Source organism: Micromonospora sp. NPDC005710 (genome assembly GCF_040630995.1).
Taxonomy (GTDB): domain Bacteria; phylum Actinomycetota; class Actinomycetes; order Mycobacteriales; family Micromonosporaceae; genus Micromonospora.
In genome coordinates this window covers 136328-153487 of the sequence record NZ_JBEXYP010000009.1, presented here as the reverse complement: position 1 = coordinate 153487, position 17160 = coordinate 136328, and the positions used below count along the sequence as shown (strand labels likewise).

The window sequence follows — 17160 nt, the reverse complement described above, 5'->3', positions numbered from 1 at the left end:
ACAGATCGGATGTTTCCACGATGGATGGTCACGCCCGGATCAACGTCACCAACCCCGCGGCGACCAGCACCCCGGCCCAGAGCCGGTCGACGTTGAACCAGGCCCGACGCAGCACACCGACACCGAGCACCTGGTAGACGAGCATCGCCACGGCCAGCGCGACGCCGAGCATGGCCACCGTGTGCACCCCGGCCGCCACGAGGCCGGAGAGCGCACCGACCGGCGCGGCGGCCAGGTGCCCGGCGTGACCCCCGGGCACCGGCTGGGCCACCAGCACCGGCACCAGCATCAGCCCCGCGCCGTGCGCCGACGACATCAGGAACGACCAGGCCGCGAGCTGCGCCGCCGACAGTCGCATCCCCGCCCAGCGGAAGTGCCGCTCGGAGAGCAGCCGCCACAGCCCGAAGGCGACGAGCAGCACACCACCGACCACCGCGAGGGCGCTGCTCGCCGTCACCGAGCGGGTCGCCGCCACAAGCGCGGCGACGATCGCCACCGAGGCGAGATGCCCCGCCGCGATCGGCGGCAGGGCGCGCAGCAACGCCGGGCGACTCCGCTCCTGGAGACCCCGGGCCACCGCGAACAACCAACCCATCGCCGGGTTCAGACCGTGGAACGCGCCGAGCGCGGCGAGCGTCGCCAGTGTGGTGACGGTCACGGGAAGCAGTACGAGTCGGAGGAGGCGTCCCCGCCCTGCAACCGGGTCTGGTGCACCCGCAGACCCCGGAACTCCTCCCCGTGCGGAAAGAACCGCTCGTCCGGGGTGAGCCCGCCGGTGTCCACGTCGACGTCGAGCTTGGCCAGCCAGGCGCCCACCCCGTCGGGGTAGAACTGGTCGTCCCAGGAGCCGTAGAGCGAGTTGCTGACGTAGACCCGCCGCCCGTCCCGGCTGACCTCCACCATCTGCGGGCCACCGGCCAACGCCTCGTCCGGGGCGGACGGGTGCGCGGTCCGACGGACGATCCCACCGAGGTGCACCGAGCCCGTCTGCACCGGGTGCAGTGGGTCGCTGACGTCGTACTGGCGCAGTTCCCCGGTGCCCCAGCAGGAGACGTAGAGGAACCGGTCGTCGACCGACAGGTCGATGTCGGTCACCAGCGGTGGCACCGCCCCGAACGGCTTGAGCAGGTCGGGCAGGGCCGCCGGGTCGGCCGGCTCGGCCGGGATGTCGATCACCTTGGTGACCGCCCAGGCGTCCCCGTCGCGGTGCCACAACCAGATCGAGGCGGACAGGTCCTCGACACTGATCACCACCCCGACGAACCCGTACGACTTCGTCGGGTCGTGCGCCGGCCGCAGCTCCAGCGGCATCTGGTACTGGTCGCCGAGGTCGACCCGTTGGACGTGCCGGCGTTTTGCGAGGTCCCAGAAGTGAATGGCGTGTCCGTAGCGTCGGCCCAGCAGCAACTCACCGACGATGCCGTCCTCGATCATCGTCGGGGTGCCCCACTCGCTGGTGACGAGCACGTCCTGGGTCAGGTGCCACCACACGTCGTACGCCAGGAACTGCGGGCCCCGGTCGGCCTCCCAGGCCCCGCGTACCTCGAAGGTGGTGTGGTCGAGGATGGCGATGCCACCCGGGCCCTCCGCGCCGTCCGCCCCGCCGAGGGCGGAGAGGTAGATGCCGTCCGGGCCACAGTGCACCGTGTGCGGCCGCGAGTAGCCGGCGCGCTTCGCCAGCTCCTCCGCCCCGATCACCTTGACGATCTGCGGTTGGCGTGGGTCGGGTCGGGTGTCGAGCACGTGGATGCGCGACGACCGCAGGCCGGGCACGATCAGGTAGCGCCGCTCGACGTGCGGGTGCGGGGCGGTCGGGCAGAGCGCACTGCTGCACGCGTTCCAGCCGAAGTGGTGCAGCTCGTCACCGACGTATGGCAGGTCGGTCCAGCCGACGACCCGGCCGTAGTCGGGGGAGTCGGGGTCGGTGTCCAGCACCACTATGGCGTCCGGACGGCTGGCCGACCGGTCGAAGGCCGCCACGTAGGCGAGTTTCTCCGCCGGCGCGGTCACCGCCTCCCGGGGCGAGGGGTAGAACGTGGGATCGGGGGTCCAGCGGGTCATCACAGCTCCGCTCGTCAGGTGGTGGGAACGCCGAGTCGGTCGAGCAGGTGGCGGCGCAGCGCGCCGAACGCCGGGTCGTCCGGCGTACGGGTGGAACCGAGGTCGACGGGCATCTCCGCGGCGATGCGGCAGTCGTCGAGGAGCAGGATCCGGTCGGCGAGCAGCAGGGCCTCGTCCACGTCGTGGGTGACCAGCAGGGCGGCGAAGCCGTGCTCCGCGCGCAGCCGGCGCAGCAGGATCTGCATCCGTAGTCGGGTCAGCGCGTCCAGGGCGCCGAACGGTTCGTCGAGCAGCAGCAGGTCCGGTTCGCGGACCAGGGCCCGCGCCACGGCCACGCGCTGCGCCTGCCCGCCGGACAGCTCGGCCGGCCAGGCGCGGTGCCGCTCGGCGAGGCCGACCTCGGCCAGCGCCCGCCGGATCCGCCCCGGGCCGTCCGCGCCGGACAGCCCGAGCCCCACGTTGTCCGCCACGCGTTTCCACGGCAGCAACCGGTGCTCCTGGAAGACCACTGCCGCGGTGCCGTGCACGACGCTCTTCCCGCTGGCCTCGCCGTCCAACCCGGCGAGAATCCGCAGGAGTGTGCTCTTGCCGGAACCGCTGCCGCCGAGCAGGGCCACCACCTCACCGCGGGCGATGGTCAGGTCGACCCCGGCCAGCACGACCGTCGGCCCGAACGCTCGGCGCACCGCATGGGCGGTCAGCACCGGCTCGGTGCCGTTCAGGTGGCCCGCAGCCCGCGACGCCATGTCAACATCCTCCTCTCCAGCACACGCAACGCACTGTCGGATATCAGCCCGAGCAGGGCGTAGACGAGCAGGCCGAGCACCACCACGTCGGTCTGGCTGAACTCCCGCGCCTCCATCATCAGAAAGCCGATCCCGGTCTGGGCGTTCACCTGTTCGCCGACGACCAGGCTGAGCCAGGCCGCCCCGATCGCCAGCCGCAGGCCGAGGAAGAGCGACGGCAGCGCCCCGGGCAGCACCACGTGGCGCAGTCGGGCGGCCGGGCCGAGACCACAGGTGCGGGCCGCCTCCACCAGTCGCTCGTCGATGTCCCGGATGCCGGCGTAGGTGTTGAAGTAGATGGGGAAGAACGCGCCCAGAGCCACCAGGCTGATCTTGAGTGACTCACCGATGCCGACCCAGATGATCAGCAACGGGACCAGCCCGAGGTGCGGCAGCATCCGGGCCATCTGCACCGGCGGGTCGACCAGGTCGTCACCGAGCCGCAGCAGCCCGGCCACGGTGCCCAGGGCCAGGGCCAGGAGACCGCCGATGAGCAGGCCCGCCCCGGCCCGGGTGAGCGAGTCCAGCAGGTGGATGCCGAGCGTCCCGTCCCGGCTCAGCCGCCAACCGGTGGCCAGCACGTCGCTGGGCGCTGGCAACTTCTCGGCCGCCAGCAACCCGGTCCGTGCGGCCAACTCCCAGCTCAGGACCAGCACCACCGGGCTCACCACCCGCCGCCAGCGCCGGGCCGGCCGCTGACGACGGGGTACGACAGGTGCCGCCGCCGCGACCTCGTCGGGCGCCTCGACGAGCGTCGTACGACTCACTGGAACACCGCGCTGAACCGGTCGTCCACCCGGGATCGGAGGTCGACCGGACCCGGGATGAGTTCCAGGGCGATGAAGCTGTCGGTGATCGCCTGGAGTTCGTCGCCGATGGCCGGGGTGACCGGCGCGAGAGGTTTCGCACTGCGGGCCAGGGCGCGGCTGGTGACGTCCTGCGGGATCTTCAGCTCCGGCGCGAGGGTGGCGGCTCGCTCCTCGGGGTGGGCGATGCCCCAGTCGGTCACCTCGCGGTAGCGCTGGAGGAACGCCTTGACGTCGTCCGACCGCTTGTCGACCGCATCGGGTGCGGCCAGGACGTACTCGCGGTTGCTGGCCAGGCCGGTCGCGTCGGCGAGCACCTGGACCCCCGGTTGTTCGGCCAGGGCGAAGTACGGGTCCCAGATGACCCAGGCGTCGATCTGGCCGTTGTCGAACGCGGGCCGTCCCTCGGCGGGCTTGAGGTACTTGACCTGGATGTCCTTCAGGGTCATGTTGTTCGCCTCCAGGAGCCGGACCAGCAGCCAGTGCACGTTCGACCCCTTGTTGAGGGCCACCGTCCTGCCCCTGAGGTCGGCGAAGCTGCGATAGCCCTTGTCGGCCTTGACCAGCACGGCCTCGCCCTGCGGGATCGGCGCCGAGGTGCCGATGATGGAGAACGGGATCTTCCCGGCGGCGGCGAAGACGGGCGGCGCCTCGCCGGTCTGCCCGATGTCGATCGAGCCGGCCTTGAGCGCCTCGGTGAGCGCCGGGCCGCTCTCGAACAGCGACCACTCCACATCCGGTGCCGCGCCGCGCGCCTTGACCAGGCTCAGCCCGCCGAAGCGCTGGTAGCCGATCCGGAGTTTGCCAGTGCTGCCGCCGGCGTCGGCGGGTCCGCCGCACGCGCTCACCGCGACAGTGGCGAGCAGTGCCACGGTGGTGAGCGCGGCCGTCAGGAGGCGGCGTTGCGGTGGGCGGCTCGTCGACGGGGTGGGCATGGCGGCTCCTCGGGTCGGGACATGCGGGGGTGGTGGCGCATCGACAGGTGTCGGCGCCGGCAGTAGCCTACTAACCCGATAGGTTTTATGGGTAGGCTGTCGGTGGGATCGTCCCACCCCTCAGGAGGTGCCCGCCCGCTCCGCGCGCACCCGCCCCCCACCCGCCGCCCCCCGCACGGAAAGAGCCGAGATGACCCTCACCTTCCACTGGTTCCTGCCCACCAACGGCGACAGCCGGGACATCGTCGGCGGCGGACACGGCGTACCGACAGGTGCCGCCGGAGGCGCCCGCCCGGCCAGCGTGGCGTACCTCGGGCAGATCGCCCGCAGCGCCGAGCAACTCGGCTTCGTCGGCGCGCTCACCCCGACCGGGGCCTGGTGCGAGGACGCCTGGCTCAGCACCGCGATGCTCACCGAGGTGACCGAGCGACTCAAGTTCCTGGTCGCCTTCCGGCCCGGGCTGCTGGCCCCCACACTGGCCGCCCAGATGGCCTCGACCTTCCAGCGGCTGTCCCGGGGCCGGCTGCTGCTCAACGTGGTCACCGGCGGCGAGTCACAGGAGCAGCGCTCCTACGGTGACTTCCTGGACAAGGACGCCCGGTACGCGCGGGCCGACGAGTTCCTGCACGTGGTGCGCGCACTCTGGCGCGGCGAGACCGTCGACCACGACGGCACCCACGTCCGCGTCGAACAGGCGCGGCTGCACCGGCTGCCCGACCCGGTGCCGCCGGTCTACTTCGGTGGATCCTCCGCGGCGGCTCTCCCGGTGGCGGTCCGGCACAGCGACGTCTACCTCACCTGGGGCGAACCGCCGGCCCTGGTCGCCGAGAAACTGGAACGGGTCCGGGCGCTGGCGGCCGACGCCGGACGGGAGCTGCGCTTCGGCATCCGACTGCACGTCATCGTGCGGGACACCGCCGAACAGGCCTGGGCGCAGGCCCAGCGCCTCCTCGACGGTGTTTCCGAGACCGACCTCCGGGCCGTGCAGGAGGGGCTGCGCCGCAGCGAGTCCGAGGGACAGCGCCGGATGCTCGACCTGCACGGTGGCTCCCGCGACGGGCTCGAGGTCGCCCCCAACCTGTGGGCGGGGGTCGGCCTGGTCCGCGGCGGGGCCGGCACCGCGCTGGTGGGCAGCCACGCCGAGGTCGCCGACCGGATCGCCGAATACCACGCGCTCGGCATCGACGAGTTCATCCTCTCCGGCTATCCGCACCTGGAGGAGGCGTACTGGTTCGGAGAGGGCGTGCTGCCCATCCTGCGCGACCGGGGGCTGTGGCGGCACCCCGACGGAACGCCCGGGGTGGCGGAGAACGTCGACGTCCCGTTCGCCGGGGTGCCGACGCCGCGCCCGGCACCGCAGCCGGTCGCGGCCCACTGACCGGCCGCAACCCGGTGGTGGGCGCCCCGGTGAGCACCGGCTGACTTGTCGTGCCGTGCTACCACTGGGGCACATCCGCGAACTGGTGGTGATCTGGTGGACGACATGCCGTTCGTCGACGAGGAGTTCGACATCGAGCCGGTCGACGAGCCCGAGGTCGCCGACCGGCTCGATCCGATGCCGTGGTGGATCACCCACGGCGAACGGATTGACGCCACGGTCCTGGCCAACCGCAGGAAGGAGCGCGAGGAGTTCAGGCGGCGCGGCCTTCCGGCCGGCTACGACACGTTCTGGGGCCACGTCGACGACGACCCGGTGTCGGTGACGGCCACCGTACGGGGCGCCAGGCTCACGCTCGACTGGCTCGACGTCGCGTTGCACCCGTTGCGGACGCCGCAGCGGCTACCGCTCGTTCTCGGCGTCCTGGTGGCCGCCATCGCGGCGTTCGGCATCGTCGGCGGGTCACTGGCCGACCGGGTGGTGGCCTCGGCCACGAGCCTCCTTCTCGGGGCTGTGGCGGCGCTCGTCGTGTCCCGCCTCGCCGTTGGGTACCGCGTGGCGGCGATCGGGGGCGCTGTCGCGGCCGTGGCGAGCGTGGCGGTGTCGGCCACCCCCGAGATTCATCCGACACGTTGGTACGACGTCCTGGTGGGACTCGCTTTCGCGGGTTCCGGTCTGGCCGCCGCCGCGCTGTGGTCCTCGGTGTGCGTGTGGCGCGTCGAGCGGGATGTCTGGACGCGTCCGCACCTGGCGCTGGTCGCCGCTCTCCTCGAGTTCGGCGAGTGCGTCGACGCGGATCCCGCGCCACCGGACCGACGCCGTGCCGTGCAGGCCCTTGACCGCGCCGCGAACCGGTTCGAGTTCGCGTGGCATCGGGCGAACCGGACCGGCGTCGACGTCACCGATCGGCAGTTGCGCGGGTGGGCCGGCAGAATCCGCGCGGAGACGCGGGAGTTGCAGCGCGGCGTCGCGTTCGACGCGCCGTCCAGGGTCCACCTGCTGCTGCGCACCTACCTGCTGATCCAGGCGATCGTCAACCGACACTCCCTCGAGGACAACGAGGAACTCTGGGTACGGCACGGCAGTTGGCACAGACCGCCGACGTCGGCTGTCGCCCGGCTCTGGGCACGGGGCAAGCAGTCCGGTCGCTACCTGCGGCAATGCCTGCTCGCCGCCGTCCTCGCGATCACCGCCCTGCTCCTGCTCGCGGTCACCGTGTGGAACGCCGTGCCGACCTTCATCGGGGCACACGTGTCCCGCGACCTGGGTTCCGCGCTGACCTTCGACCCGACGATGCGCGTGTTCGTCGCGACGATCAGCCTGTCGTTGTTCGCGGTCGCCGGGCGTGCGTTCACCCACCGACGGTGACCGAGGTGCCGGCGCAGGAACGCCAGGACACTGGCTAGCCGGGCCGGCCGGCCCGGCGTCGGGCGAACCGCCGCGCGGGGAAGCTGACCGCCATGCTGCCGGCCGCCATGCCGAGCAGCACCAGAATCCCACCGACCACCCACAACCCGCTGTCGTCGGTCGACGCGGCCCGCCACGACCAGGCCGCCGTGAACGCCACCGTCATCACCGGCGCCACCAACCACGGGCTGAGCCGCGTCCCGGCGAGCGCGGCCAGCAGCGCGAGCGTCACCACACAGCCGATCACCTGCCACGGCTCGTACGGGCCGCTGCTCGCACCGGTCTGCGCGTCGACCGTGTACTCGGTGTCCCAGCCCAACCAGAGGATCCACACCCCGACCGTTGCCACCGCCAGGAACAGAACACCGAGCAGTGCGCGGGTACCCCTCGTCGCCGTCATCCGGCGATCATGCCCTGCCCACCGCCGGACCGGTACCCGGCGGCCAGCCGCACGACCCGCGCCGGACTGTTGCCTCGGCCGGTGGTGATCCTCTACGGTCTGCTCAGCGGTGGGCGGTGCGGTCCGCATCCGACCCGACACCGCCGGTTGCCCGTCGCGCGGGCCGGGATGGTGGAGTCCCGGAGCGCCCCGTCGGCGGTGACCCGGCGGTCGTGTGACTCCCAGCTCGTCCCCGGGCGCTGATGCCCGGTGCGGCTCCGTGCCGAGCCGACGGCGAGCAGGGCACGCCGACCCCACCGGGAGAGCCCAGTGTTCCTCAGCCCGCACGAGCAGGACCGCCTGCTCATCCACGTCGCGGCCGATGTCGCCCGCGCCCGCCGCGAACGCGGCCTGCGCCTCAACTACCCCGAAGCCGTCGCGGTGATCACCGCGTTCCTCCTCGAAGGGGCCCGCGACGGCCGGTCGGTGATCGACCTGATGTCCGCCGGCCGGGCGGTGCTCGGTCGTGACGACGTCCAGGACGGCATCCCCGAGCTGCTGAGGGAGGTGCAGGTGGAGGCAACATTCCCGGACGGCACCAAGCTGGTGACTGTGCACCACCCGATCCCGTGATCCCCGGGGAGATCCTGCCGGCGGCCGACCCGGTCGAGATCAACGTGGGTCGTCCGGTGACCACACTGCTCGTGGTCAACACCGCCGACCGTCCGGTACAGGTCGGCTCGCACTATCACTTCGCCGAAGCCAACCCGGCGCTGTCGTTCGACCGGGGCGCGGCCTGGGGGCAGCGGCTCGCCGTTGCGGCGGGCACCTCGGTCCGGTTCGAGCCGGGCATCAGCCGCACCGTGGACCTCGTACCACTCGGCGGAGCACGGATCGTGCCGGGCCTGCGCGGAGAGTGCGCGGGGCCGTTGGACCCGTCGCCGCACGCGGCGGTTGCCGACGGGTCGCCGCGGTGAGCGCCGTGCGGCGGGACCGCTACATCGACCTGTACGGGCCGACGACAGGTGACCGCATCCGGCTGGCCGACACCAACCTGCTGATCGAGGTGGAGACCGACCACTGCGTGGGCGGCGACGAGGCGGTCTTCGGCGGCGGGAAGGTGATCCGCGAGTCGATGGGGCAGGCCCGTACCACCCGCGCCGAGGGCGCACTGGACACCGTCATCACCGGCGCCGTGGTGCTCGACCACTGGGGCGTGGTCAAGGCCGACGTGGGGCTGCGCGACGGGCGCATCGTGGCGCTCGGCCGGGCCGGCAACCCGGACACCATGCCCGGTGTCCACCCCGACCTGGTCATCGGTCCGTCAACGGAGGTGATCGCCGGCAACGGCCGGATCCTCACCGCCGGCGCGGTCGACACCCACGTGCACTTCATCTGCCCGCAGATCGTCACCGAGGCGCTGGCCAGTGGCATCACCACGATGGTCGGCGGCGGCACCGGGCCGGCCGAGGGGACCCGCGCGACGACAGTCACCCCGAACGCCTGGCACCTGGCCCGGATGCACGAGGCGCTGGACACCCTGCCGGTGAACGTGCTGCTGCTCGGCAAGGGCAACACCGTCTCCAGCGAGGCGCTGTGGGAACAGTTGCGGGCCGGCGCGGGCGGTTTCAAACTGCACGAGGACTGGGGCACGACGCCGGCGGCGATCGACGCCTGCCTGCGGGTGGCTGACGCGTCCGGGGTGCAGGTGTCGATCCACACCGACACGCTCAACGAGGCCGGGTTCGTCGCCGACACCCTGCGGGCGATCGGTGGACGGGCGATCCACTCGTACCACACCGAGGGAGCCGGTGGCGGGCACGCACCGGACATCATCACAGTGGCCAGCGAACCGAACGTGTTGCCGTCGTCGACCAACCCGACCCGGCCGTACACCGCCAACACCCTGGCCGAGCACCTGGACATGTTGATGGTCTGCCACCACCTCAACCCGTCGGTGCCGGAGGACCTGGCGTTCGCCGAGAGCCGCATCCGACCGTCCACGATGGCCGCCGAGGATCTGCTGCACGACCTCGGCGCGATCTCCATCATCGGGTCCGACGCGCAGGCGATGGGCCGGGTCGGCGAGGTGATCATGCGGACCTGGCAGAGCGCCCACGTGATGAAGGACCGGGTCGGCGCGCTGCCGGGTGACGGGCCCGCCGACAACCACCGGGCCCGACGGTACGTGGCGAAGTACACCATCTGCGCGGCGATGGCCAACGGACTGGAGCGGGAGGTCGGCTCGGTCGAGCCGGGCAAGCTCGCCGACCTGGTGCTCTGGGACCCGGCGTTCTTCGGCGTCCGGCCGCACCTGGTGCTCAAGGGCGGCATGATCGCGTACGCCCAGATGGGCGACGCCAACGCCTCGATCCCGACACCGCAGCCGATGCTGCCGCGGCCGATGTTCGGGGCGTACGGCGCGGCGGCGGCCGCCACCAGCCTGGCCTTCGTGGCCCCGGCGGCCCTGGACGCCGGACTCCGCCTGGACGTGCGTCGCCGGGTGGTGCCGGTGAGCGACGTGCGATCGCGGGGCAAGGCCGACCTGCCGGAGAACAACGCGATGCCGCACATCGAGGTGGACCCGGACACCTTCACGGTGCGGATCGACGGGCAGGTGGTGGAGCCGGACCCGGTGACCCGGCTGCCGATGGCCCAGCGGTACTTCCTGTTCTGATGGCGACGCCGAGCCTGCTGTTGTTGTTGGCCGACGGGCGCTTCCCGGCCGGGGCGCACGCGCACTCCGGTGGTCTGGAGGCGGCCGTCGCCGCCGGCCGGGTCAGCGACCTGGCCTCGTTGGAGGCGTTCCTGGCCGGACGGTTGGCCACCGCCGGTCTGGTCGGTGCGGCGTTCGCGGCGGCCGCACACCGGGCGGCGGTGGCCGTGACCGCCGACCCGGGCGCGCCGGCGGGGTCCGCCGCCCGGTCGGACGCGCCGGCTGAGTCCGACGCTCGGTCGGGGGCGCTGGCTCGGCTCGACGCGGAGCTGGACGCCCGTACCGCAGCTCCGGCGCTACGGGCTGTCTCGCGCCGACAGGGCCGGGCACTGCTGCGGGCCGGTCGGGCCATCTGGCCGGACGCCCCGTTCGCCGACCTGCCCGCGACGCCAGGTGGCGCACACCAGCCGCTGGTGCTCGGGCTGCTCTGCGCGGCGGCCGGCCTGTCCCGCGTCGAGACCGCCACGATCGCCGCGTACGGGACGCTGACCGGGACGGCCAGCGCCGGCGTCCGCCTGCTCGGCCTCGACCCGTACCAGGTCCAGGCCCTGCTTGTCGGCCTGGCCGACGCCTGCGACGGCACGGCCGCCGACGCGGCGCGGGCCGCCGACGACCCACCGGAGCGGCTGCCGGCCGCCGCCGCTCCACTCGCCGACATCCATGCCGAAATCCATGCCACCTGGGAGGTGCGTCTCTTTGCGTCCTGACACCGTTGTGCCGAGCGCTGTGCCCGCCGTCGAACCGACCACGCCGCCGCCGGCCGTCCCACCCCACGACGAGACCGTCCCGCACACCCATCCGGAAGCGGGGGTGGACCCCCATCCGCCGCTGGCTCCTGCCGGTCGTGCCCTGCGGGTCGGCATCGGCGGCCCGGTCGGTTCCGGCAAGACGGCCCTGGTGGCCGCACTCTGCCGTGCCTTCGCCGACGAGCTTCGGCTCGGCGTGGTGACGAACGACATCTACACGACCGAGGACGCCGACTTCCTCCGACGGGCCGGGGTGCTGGACCCGTCCCGGATCCGCGCGGTGGAGACCGGTTGCTGCCCACACACGGCGATCCGCGACGACATCGGCGCCAACCTGGACGCCATCGACGAACTGGCCGAGGCGGTCGGCCCGTTGGACCTGGTCCTCGTGGAGAGCGGTGGGGACAATCTGACCGCGACCTTCAGCCGGGGGCTCGTCGATCGGCAGATCTTCGTGGTCGACGTGGCTGGCGGCGACAAGGTGCCCCGCAAGGGCGGGCCAGGGGTCACCTCCGCCGACCTTCTCGTGATCAACAAAACCGACCTGGCGCCGATGGTGGGTGCCGATCTCGCCGTCATGGATCGTGACGCGCGGGCCCGGCGCGGGGAACTTCCGACACTGTTCCTGTCCATCGTGGGCGACCCCACGGCAACGTCGGTCGCGGCCTGGATCCGGCACGAGTTGGCCCACCACGCCGCCCTGCACCCGCTCGCCACGCCGGTCGGCCCAGCCTGATGCGAGCGCGCGCCCGGCTGGTTGCCCGGGCCGACGGTCGGGGCGGTACGGCCCTTGTCGAGCTGCACGGCGAAACACCGTTGCTGCTGCGCCAGACCCCTACCGACCGTGGTGTCGCCACCGTGCACCTCGTCGGCGGGGCGGCCGGACCGCTCGCCGGGGACGATCTGCGCCTGGAGATCGAGGTCGGCCCCGGCGCGGCGGTCCGGGTGCACAGCGTGGCGGCGTCGATCGCCCTGCCGGGTCGCGCGGGCGCCGTCTCCCGGATGGCGGTGCGGGCGGTGGTGCACGCTGACGCCATGCTGCACTGGCTTCCCGAGCAGTTGGTCGCCGCGGCCGGCTGCGCGCACCTCGCCGAGTCCCGGATCGAACTGGCCGCCGGGGCGAGCCTGCGGTGGCGCGACGAGCTGATCTGCGGCCGGTACGGCGAGGCGCCCGGCGGCGCCGTCGTGCACACCCAGGTCGACTACGGGGGCCGGCCACTGCTGCGCCAGTCCCTCGCGGTGGGACCGCACGCGCCGGGCTGGGCCGGCCCGGCGGTGCTCGGCGGCGCCACGGCCACCGGGTCGCTCCTGGTGGTCGACCCGTCGCAACCCGCCGAACCTCCGACGGCCGAGGGCAGCGTCGCCCGGTTGCCGTTGACCGGCGGGCCGGCGACGCTGTGGACCGCCACCGCCCCCGACGCGCACACCCTGCGCGCTTACCTGACCGTCTAGGAAGCCGCACCCCGGCCGGGTGCCACATTGGCGGTCTGGCCGGTCTTGGCGCGATGCCGTCTTCGCGCTGCGCGACGCCGCCCTGGCCCCCGTGTCAGCGTCGGCGTCGGCGGACTCTCTTTGGAGAGCGTGATGTCTGTGAGTCATCGTGATGACTCACAGACATCACGCTCTTTGCCGTGTGGGGGTGGCAGGCCGGGCCACGCTCGAGGCCGCGCCGGACGCCCGGAAGTCCGCACGCCCGGAGGCTCGGGTACGGGCGAGCGGGGGAAGCGGCGGGGCGGTCAGCGGTGGAGGACGTCAGCAACGCCGGCATCGACGCGATCGTCACGACGGGCTGGGTCGTGCCGGCGGGCTGGGCCGTGCCGGCGGGCGGGTTCCTGGCGGCGCGCCGGGTCGAGGCGGCCGATCAGGTCGTCGAGCTGGCGTACGAGGTTGGCGGCCGGTGGCACCCCCGACTCGCTGATCTCGGCCATGCCGGTACCCGGGATGCCCAGCTCGGGGATGCCCAGCTCGGCGATGCTGGCCCGGACCCGCTCGTCCAGGCGGGCGTGCTCACGCCGGCCCCGAGCGGTCAGGTACGCCCTGATGCGTCGGCGGTCGATCGGGTCGATCCGGCGGAAGACGAAGTTGCGGTCGACGAGCTGGTCGACGAGCTTGGTGAGGGTGCCCGGTGGCAGCGACGCCTCGATCGACACCTCGCTCATCGGATGGCCCTGGCCGTCGGCGAGCAGGCAGAGCACCCGCCACGCCTCGATGCTGAGCTCGTCCTCGGCCAGGACGGCGCCCAGCCGGCGGGAGAGCAGCCGCTCGGCGCGGGTGAGCGAGCGCAGCGCCCCCGCACAACCCGGCCGACGACACCGCCGGTCTGCCGGTGATCTACCATGCCATCACCATCGACGGCGCGGGCGCCACTATCGCCCGGGACGCCCAGGCCGCTCCGTTCCGCTTCTTCACCGTTCGGGACGGCGGCGAGCTGACCCTGCGCGACGTGGAACTGCACAACGGCCGCTCGGCCATCGAGGGCGGCAGCGTGCACGTGGTGCACGGCGCCACCGCCGTGGTGGAACGGGTCACCGTCACCCAGAGCACCTCGCTGTCGCCCGAGGGTGGCGGCGGCGGCATCTTCAACGACGGCAACATGGTGGTCACCGACTCCACGTTCGTCGGCAACAGCGCCTCCGGCGCCGCGGGCAAGGGCGGGGGCCTGCTCAACGGTGGCGTACTGACGCTGAAGCGCTCCGAGTTCCACCGCAACAGCGCCAACGCCTACGGCGGCGGGCTCGGCAACTACCGTGGGGCCGCCGACGTGGAGAGCGTCTCCTTCACCCAGAACAGCGCCGCTCAGGGTGGCGGGCTGGCCAGCTTCTCGGCCCGGACGAAGGTCTCCGACACCGAGCTGCTGAACAACACCGCGCAAATCGGCGGCGGCGCCGCCAACTCCGACGCGGTGCTGGTGCTGCGCACGATGACCATCCGCGGCAACACGTCCACAGTCAACGGCGGCGGCATCTCGACGGTGAAGGGCCTGACGCCCATCGACGACAGCGTCATCGACGGCAACACCACCCACGGTCTCGGGGCCGGGATCTACGCCGAGAAGGCGAACCTGCTGGTCCGCGGCAGCGACGTGACCCGTAACGAGGCCGTCGGCGCGGCGTCCAAGGGCGGTGGCATCTACGCCAACGCGGGTTCGGTGGCGATCTACACCAGCAAGGTCACCCACAACGCCTCGACGCTGAAGCCCGGCGGCGTCTTCGGCATGCACGCCCAGGTCAAGATCGACGATGAGAGCGTGGTCGTCGAGAACGAGCCGACCAACTGCGAGGGCAGCCAGGTACCGATCGCGCACTGCTTCCGCTGACCACACCCGCGCACCCATCCCGAGCCGCAGGCGAACCGCCCCGATGAGCGGTCGGGGCGGTTCGCCGCATCCCGCTCCGGTCGTCGGGCGGTTGCCCGCCGGCGTCAACCCATCGCGCGCAGGCGACCGGACAGGTCGCCGGCGAAGAAGTCGAGGAAGCCGTCCGGGTCGGGGCCGGCGTTCTGCAGGACGATGTGGTCGAAGCCCGCCTCGACGTACGACCGGACCTTGGCGACGTGCGGTTCCGGGTCCGGGCCGACGGCGAAGAGTTGCCTGATGTGCTTCTCCTCGACGTACGCGCTGGCCGCGTCGAAGTTGACCGGGTTCGGCAGCTCACTCATCACCTTCCAGCCGGTGACCATCCACCGGCTGGTCTGCAACACCGCCCGCACCGCCTGTTGCTCGTCGGTGGCCCAGGCCAGTGGCACCTCGGCGTAGCGCGGGCCGGAACCCTGGGCGCGGCGGTAGTGCTCGACGATCGACGCGTCCGGTTCGGTGGCGAACAGGCCGTCGCCCAGCTCGGCGGCGAGCCGCGCCGAGACCTCACCGCTGGCCGCCACCGCGATCACCGGAAGGGTGTCCGGCAGATCGAAGACCCGGGCGTCCTCCAGGTGCAGGTGCCGGCCCTCGTACGACTGGTAGCCGCCCTGCCAGAGCAGCCGGATGATTTCCAGCGCCTCGCGTAGTCGCTCGTGTCGGCCCCGCACGCTGGGGAAACCCTGGCCGACCACGTGTTCGTTGAGCCGTTCGCCAGCGCCGACCCCGAGGGTGAACCGGCCGTCGGAGATCAGTGCCATGGTCGCCGCGGCCTGGGCGATGATCGCCGGGTGGTAGCGGACGGTCGGGCAGGTGACGCCGGTGGCGAGGCGGAGGGTGCTGGTCTTGGCCGCGATGGCACCGAGCACGCTCCAGGTGAAGGACGAGTGTCCCTGGGCATCCAGCCACGGGTGGAAGTGGTCGCTCATCTCGACGAAGTCGAAGCCGGCCCGTTCGGCCAGGACGGCCTGTCGGATGATCTCCTGCGGGCCGTACCCCTCCGAGGCCAACTTGTAGCCGATCTGCATGCCCGCACCCCGATCGCGTCCGCCGTCTGAGGCCTCGGCGGTTCCCGTCGCGGGCAGCACCAAACGCCGTCAATCAGCAAACCAGCCTCCTAGGATGCCCTAGCGGGTGTGCGCCCGACGACAACGACGATGATCCGAGGGGGGAGAAGGCGGGCTGGGCCCCAGGGTTCAGCCCGCCAAACGCGGACCGGCCCGTACCCCACCGAGGGGGTACGGGCCGGTCGACGGCTGTTGCCTACTTGGAAGGCTCGGGCAGCTTGCAGTCGATCTTCGGGTTGGCGCCGATGTAGTTCAACGGCCCGGCCACGACGGTGACCAGGATGGTGCCGGCCTCGGCGCAGTTGGTGTCGTCGCCGCTGTAGTAACCGCGCTGGCCGGCGGCGACAGCGCCGATAACCAACCAGATCACGACGATGACTCCGAGAATCGAGGTGCCGCGCATAGCTGCCTCCTGAGGTATGTGGTGGATCTGAGGTGCAGCCGTTGTACCCAATCGGGTCTCGCGGCTAACGGTTGCGTGCTAAGACCCACGACCGGATCCCCCATCCGGCCGATGCGGTCCGCCGTTGTGTACCGCCCGGGCATCCACCACCCGCACGGGGAAGCGCCTGTCGGCTATCGGATCGACGACCGACCTCGCCGCCATCCGGGTGAGTGGACGTAGAACTGCCTCACGGCCCCGCCGAGGAGGACTAATGGACGCGCCGACACCGCCCCTCTACATCGACCGCCCCGAGGATGTCGCGGTCGCGGCCCGCGCGCTGGCTCGCGGCGCGATCGTCGCGGCGGCGTTCGCCAACTTCTACGTCATCGTGACGCGCCCCGACGCGGCCGCCGTACGCCGGGTCAACCTGGCCAAGGGGCGACCGGTCCACCAGGTCGGCAGCATCACCACGGCGATCGGCCGGATCCCCGGAATGTTCGACTGGACGCGGATCTCGCCCCGCCTGCCTGTCGGTCGGGTGCGAGCGTTGATGGACGCCCTCTACGGTGCCGGGCCGTTCGGTTTCCGCGGTCCCGCGGCGGAGCGGCTCCCCGAGCACCTCACCCAGATCGACCAGGGGATGCGGACCACCCAGGTGATCGCACCGGGGCTGACCTGCCCGTCCAATGTCTTCTTCGAGCGGGCTCTCGCCGAGACGGGGTCGGATCACCTCTACATCACCTCGGCGAACCGGTCCCGCCATCTCACTGGTGCCGCGGAGGAACCGGCGCACTGGAAGGCGGGCGCCCTCGCCGCCGACTTCGCCCACCTCGACGATCTGGTGGTGCTGGTCCACCGGGACGAGGCCGCGGCCCGCGCCGCGTACCCGGGCTACCTCACCACCTCGGTCACCCTGCTCTCGTTCCACGCGCCGGAGGGTGACCTCGAAGAACCACCGGTGCTCACCGTGGACCGGCACGGGTCGCTGCACCTGGACGACGTCCGTCGCGCCGCCGCGCCGCTCGGCCTTCAGGTCCGCCTGGCCGGCACCGCCCGGCAACGGTTGCGGGTCCGGGGGTACGCCGGCGCGCTCGTGTGAGTGGCTGTCGCTCGGGCGCGACGCGCGTCGGCGGGGTGGATGGT

18 protein-coding genes and 1 pseudogene are annotated in these 17160 nt (G+C 72.2%); 10 read left to right on the top strand and 9 right to left on the bottom strand.

What is annotated here, in order from left to right:
- Positions 1 to 28 precede the first annotated feature (28 nt).
- Genes ABZ406_RS15100 through ABZ406_RS15080 form a run of 5 tightly spaced genes read right to left on the bottom strand, consistent with a single transcriptional unit; the run spans position 29 to position 4587 of the window.
- Positions 29 to 658 (bottom strand): hypothetical protein, encoded by a 630-nt coding sequence (locus tag ABZ406_RS15100; RefSeq protein ID WP_357760922.1) that lies wholly within the window; start codon positions 656 to 658, stop codon positions 29 to 31.
- Positions 655 to 2061 (bottom strand): selenium-binding family protein, encoded by a 1407-nt coding sequence (locus ABZ406_RS15095; RefSeq protein WP_357760919.1) that lies wholly within the window; start codon positions 2059 to 2061, stop codon positions 655 to 657. Before ABZ406_RS15095 ends, ABZ406_RS15100 begins: the two co-directional genes overlap by 4 nt.
- A 14-nt stretch (positions 2062 to 2075) precedes the next feature.
- Complete coding sequence (locus ABZ406_RS15090; protein WP_357760916.1) at positions 2076 to 2807, bottom strand: ABC transporter ATP-binding protein; 732 nt, start codon at positions 2805 to 2807, stop codon at positions 2076 to 2078.
- Positions 2780 to 3613: an ABC transporter permease subunit gene (locus tag ABZ406_RS15085; protein ID WP_357760914.1), complete on the bottom strand. Its 834-nt coding sequence runs from the start codon at positions 3611 to 3613 to the stop codon at positions 2780 to 2782. Before ABZ406_RS15085 ends, ABZ406_RS15090 begins: the two co-directional genes overlap by 28 nt.
- Positions 3610 to 4587: an aliphatic sulfonate ABC transporter substrate-binding protein gene (locus ABZ406_RS15080; protein ID WP_357760911.1), complete on the bottom strand. Its 978-nt coding sequence runs from the start codon at positions 4585 to 4587 to the stop codon at positions 3610 to 3612. Before ABZ406_RS15080 ends, ABZ406_RS15085 begins: the two co-directional genes overlap by 4 nt.
- 190 nt (positions 4588 to 4777) lie before the next feature.
- On the opposite strand from ABZ406_RS15080, the gene ABZ406_RS15075 reads away from it, so the two are divergent.
- Both ABZ406_RS15075 and ABZ406_RS15070 read left to right on the top strand, forming a co-directional pair.
- On the top strand, positions 4778 to 5965 hold the full coding sequence (locus ABZ406_RS15075; protein WP_357760908.1) for an LLM class flavin-dependent oxidoreductase: 1188 nt from the start codon (positions 4778 to 4780) through the stop codon (positions 5963 to 5965).
- Between the two features lie 96 nt (positions 5966 to 6061).
- Positions 6062 to 7333 (top strand): hypothetical protein, encoded by a 1272-nt coding sequence (locus ABZ406_RS15070; protein WP_357760905.1) that lies wholly within the window; start codon positions 6062 to 6064, stop codon positions 7331 to 7333.
- Between the two features lie 34 nt (positions 7334 to 7367).
- On the opposite strand, the gene ABZ406_RS15065 is transcribed toward ABZ406_RS15070, so the two are convergent.
- On the bottom strand, positions 7368 to 7772 hold the full coding sequence (locus tag ABZ406_RS15065) for a hypothetical protein (protein ID WP_357760902.1): 405 nt from the start codon (positions 7770 to 7772) through the stop codon (positions 7368 to 7370).
- Between the two features lie 309 nt (positions 7773 to 8081).
- Between ABZ406_RS15065 and ABZ406_RS15060 the strand changes: the two genes are divergently transcribed.
- The 6 genes from ABZ406_RS15060 to ABZ406_RS15035 are packed head-to-tail and all read left to right on the top strand — an operon-like array spanning position 8082 to position 12665.
- Entirely contained in the window at positions 8082 to 8384 is a 303-nt protein-coding gene (locus ABZ406_RS15060; protein WP_357760899.1) for an urease subunit gamma, read from the top strand.
- Positions 8381 to 8728 carry an urease subunit beta gene (locus tag ABZ406_RS15055; RefSeq protein ID WP_357760896.1) on the top strand — a complete coding sequence of 116 codons (348 nt, stop codon included), beginning with the start codon at positions 8381 to 8383 and terminating at the stop codon, positions 8726 to 8728. The genes ABZ406_RS15060 and ABZ406_RS15055 overlap by 4 nt, the downstream gene beginning before the upstream one ends.
- Complete coding sequence (locus tag ABZ406_RS15050) at positions 8725 to 10428, top strand: urease subunit alpha (protein ID WP_357760894.1); 1704 nt, start codon at positions 8725 to 8727, stop codon at positions 10426 to 10428. Before ABZ406_RS15055 ends, ABZ406_RS15050 begins: the two co-directional genes overlap by 4 nt.
- The gene (locus ABZ406_RS15045) at positions 10428 to 11174 is read left to right on the top strand and encodes an urease accessory UreF family protein (RefSeq protein WP_357760891.1); all 747 of its coding nucleotides are present in this window, start codon (positions 10428 to 10430) and stop codon (positions 11172 to 11174) included. Before ABZ406_RS15050 ends, ABZ406_RS15045 begins: the two co-directional genes overlap by 1 nt.
- A 19-nt stretch (positions 11175 to 11193) precedes the next feature.
- A complete protein-coding gene (gene ureG / locus ABZ406_RS15040) occupies positions 11194 to 11949 on the top strand; it encodes an urease accessory protein UreG (RefSeq protein WP_357761189.1) in 756 nt (251 codons plus the stop codon).
- A complete protein-coding gene (locus tag ABZ406_RS15035; RefSeq protein ID WP_357760888.1) occupies positions 11949 to 12665 on the top strand; it encodes an urease accessory protein UreD in 717 nt (238 codons plus the stop codon). Before ureG ends, ABZ406_RS15035 begins: the two co-directional genes overlap by 1 nt.
- A gap of 284 nt (positions 12666 to 12949) precedes the next feature.
- Here the strand turns inward: ABZ406_RS15035 and ABZ406_RS15030 are convergent, their stop codons facing one another.
- On the bottom strand, positions 12950 to 13423 hold the full coding sequence (locus ABZ406_RS15030) for a MarR family transcriptional regulator (RefSeq protein WP_357761186.1): 474 nt from the start codon (positions 13421 to 13423) through the stop codon (positions 12950 to 12952).
- Positions 13424 to 13500: 77 nt separating this feature from the next.
- Between ABZ406_RS15030 and ABZ406_RS15025 the strand changes: the two are divergent.
- Positions 13501 to 14529 (top strand): annotated as a pseudogene (locus ABZ406_RS15025) (hypothetical protein); the annotation flags it as partial.
- A gap of 104 nt (positions 14530 to 14633) precedes the next feature.
- Here the strand turns inward: ABZ406_RS15025 and ABZ406_RS15020 are convergent.
- Complete coding sequence (locus ABZ406_RS15020; RefSeq protein WP_357760885.1) at positions 14634 to 15593, bottom strand: TIGR03557 family F420-dependent LLM class oxidoreductase; 960 nt, start codon at positions 15591 to 15593, stop codon at positions 14634 to 14636.
- A gap of 235 nt (positions 15594 to 15828) precedes the next feature.
- Positions 15829 to 16035, bottom strand: coding sequence for a hypothetical protein (locus ABZ406_RS15015; RefSeq protein WP_357760882.1), 207 nt, complete (start codon positions 16033 to 16035; stop codon positions 15829 to 15831).
- Positions 16036 to 16288: 253 nt separating this feature from the next.
- On the opposite strand from ABZ406_RS15015, the gene ABZ406_RS15010 reads away from it, so the two are divergent.
- On the top strand, positions 16289 to 17116 hold the full coding sequence (locus ABZ406_RS15010) for a hypothetical protein (protein WP_357760880.1): 828 nt from the start codon (positions 16289 to 16291) through the stop codon (positions 17114 to 17116).
- The last annotated feature ends 44 nt before the right edge of the window (positions 17117 to 17160 follow it).

Excerpts from the sequence above, each read along its gene's own strand:
- ABZ406_RS15090 (WP_357760916.1), bottom strand. The coding sequence starts at position 2,807 with ATGGCGTCGCGGGCTGCGGGCCACCTGAACGGCACCGAGCCGGTGCTG.
- ABZ406_RS15010 (WP_357760880.1), top strand. The coding sequence starts at position 16,289 with ATGGACGCGCCGACACCGCCCCTCTACATCGACCGCCCCGAGGATGTC.
- ABZ406_RS15095 (WP_357760919.1), bottom strand. The coding sequence starts at position 2,061 with ATGACCCGCTGGACCCCCGATCCCACGTTCTACCCCTCGCCCCGGGAG.
- ABZ406_RS15015 (WP_357760882.1), bottom strand. The coding sequence starts at position 16,035 with ATGCGCGGCACCTCGATTCTCGGAGTCATCGTCGTGATCTGGTTGGTT.
- ABZ406_RS15080 (WP_357760911.1), bottom strand. The coding sequence starts at position 4,587 with ATGCCCACCCCGTCGACGAGCCGCCCACCGCAACGCCGCCTCCTGACG.
- ABZ406_RS15075 (WP_357760908.1), top strand. The coding sequence starts at position 4,778 with ATGACCCTCACCTTCCACTGGTTCCTGCCCACCAACGGCGACAGCCGG.
- ABZ406_RS15020 (WP_357760885.1), bottom strand. The coding sequence starts at position 15,593 with ATGCAGATCGGCTACAAGTTGGCCTCGGAGGGGTACGGCCCGCAGGAG.
- ABZ406_RS15035 (WP_357760888.1), top strand. The coding sequence starts at position 11,949 with ATGCGAGCGCGCGCCCGGCTGGTTGCCCGGGCCGACGGTCGGGGCGGT.
- ABZ406_RS15045 (WP_357760891.1), top strand. The coding sequence starts at position 10,428 with ATGGCGACGCCGAGCCTGCTGTTGTTGTTGGCCGACGGGCGCTTCCCG.
- ABZ406_RS15065 (WP_357760902.1), bottom strand. The coding sequence starts at position 7,772 with ATGACGGCGACGAGGGGTACCCGCGCACTGCTCGGTGTTCTGTTCCTG.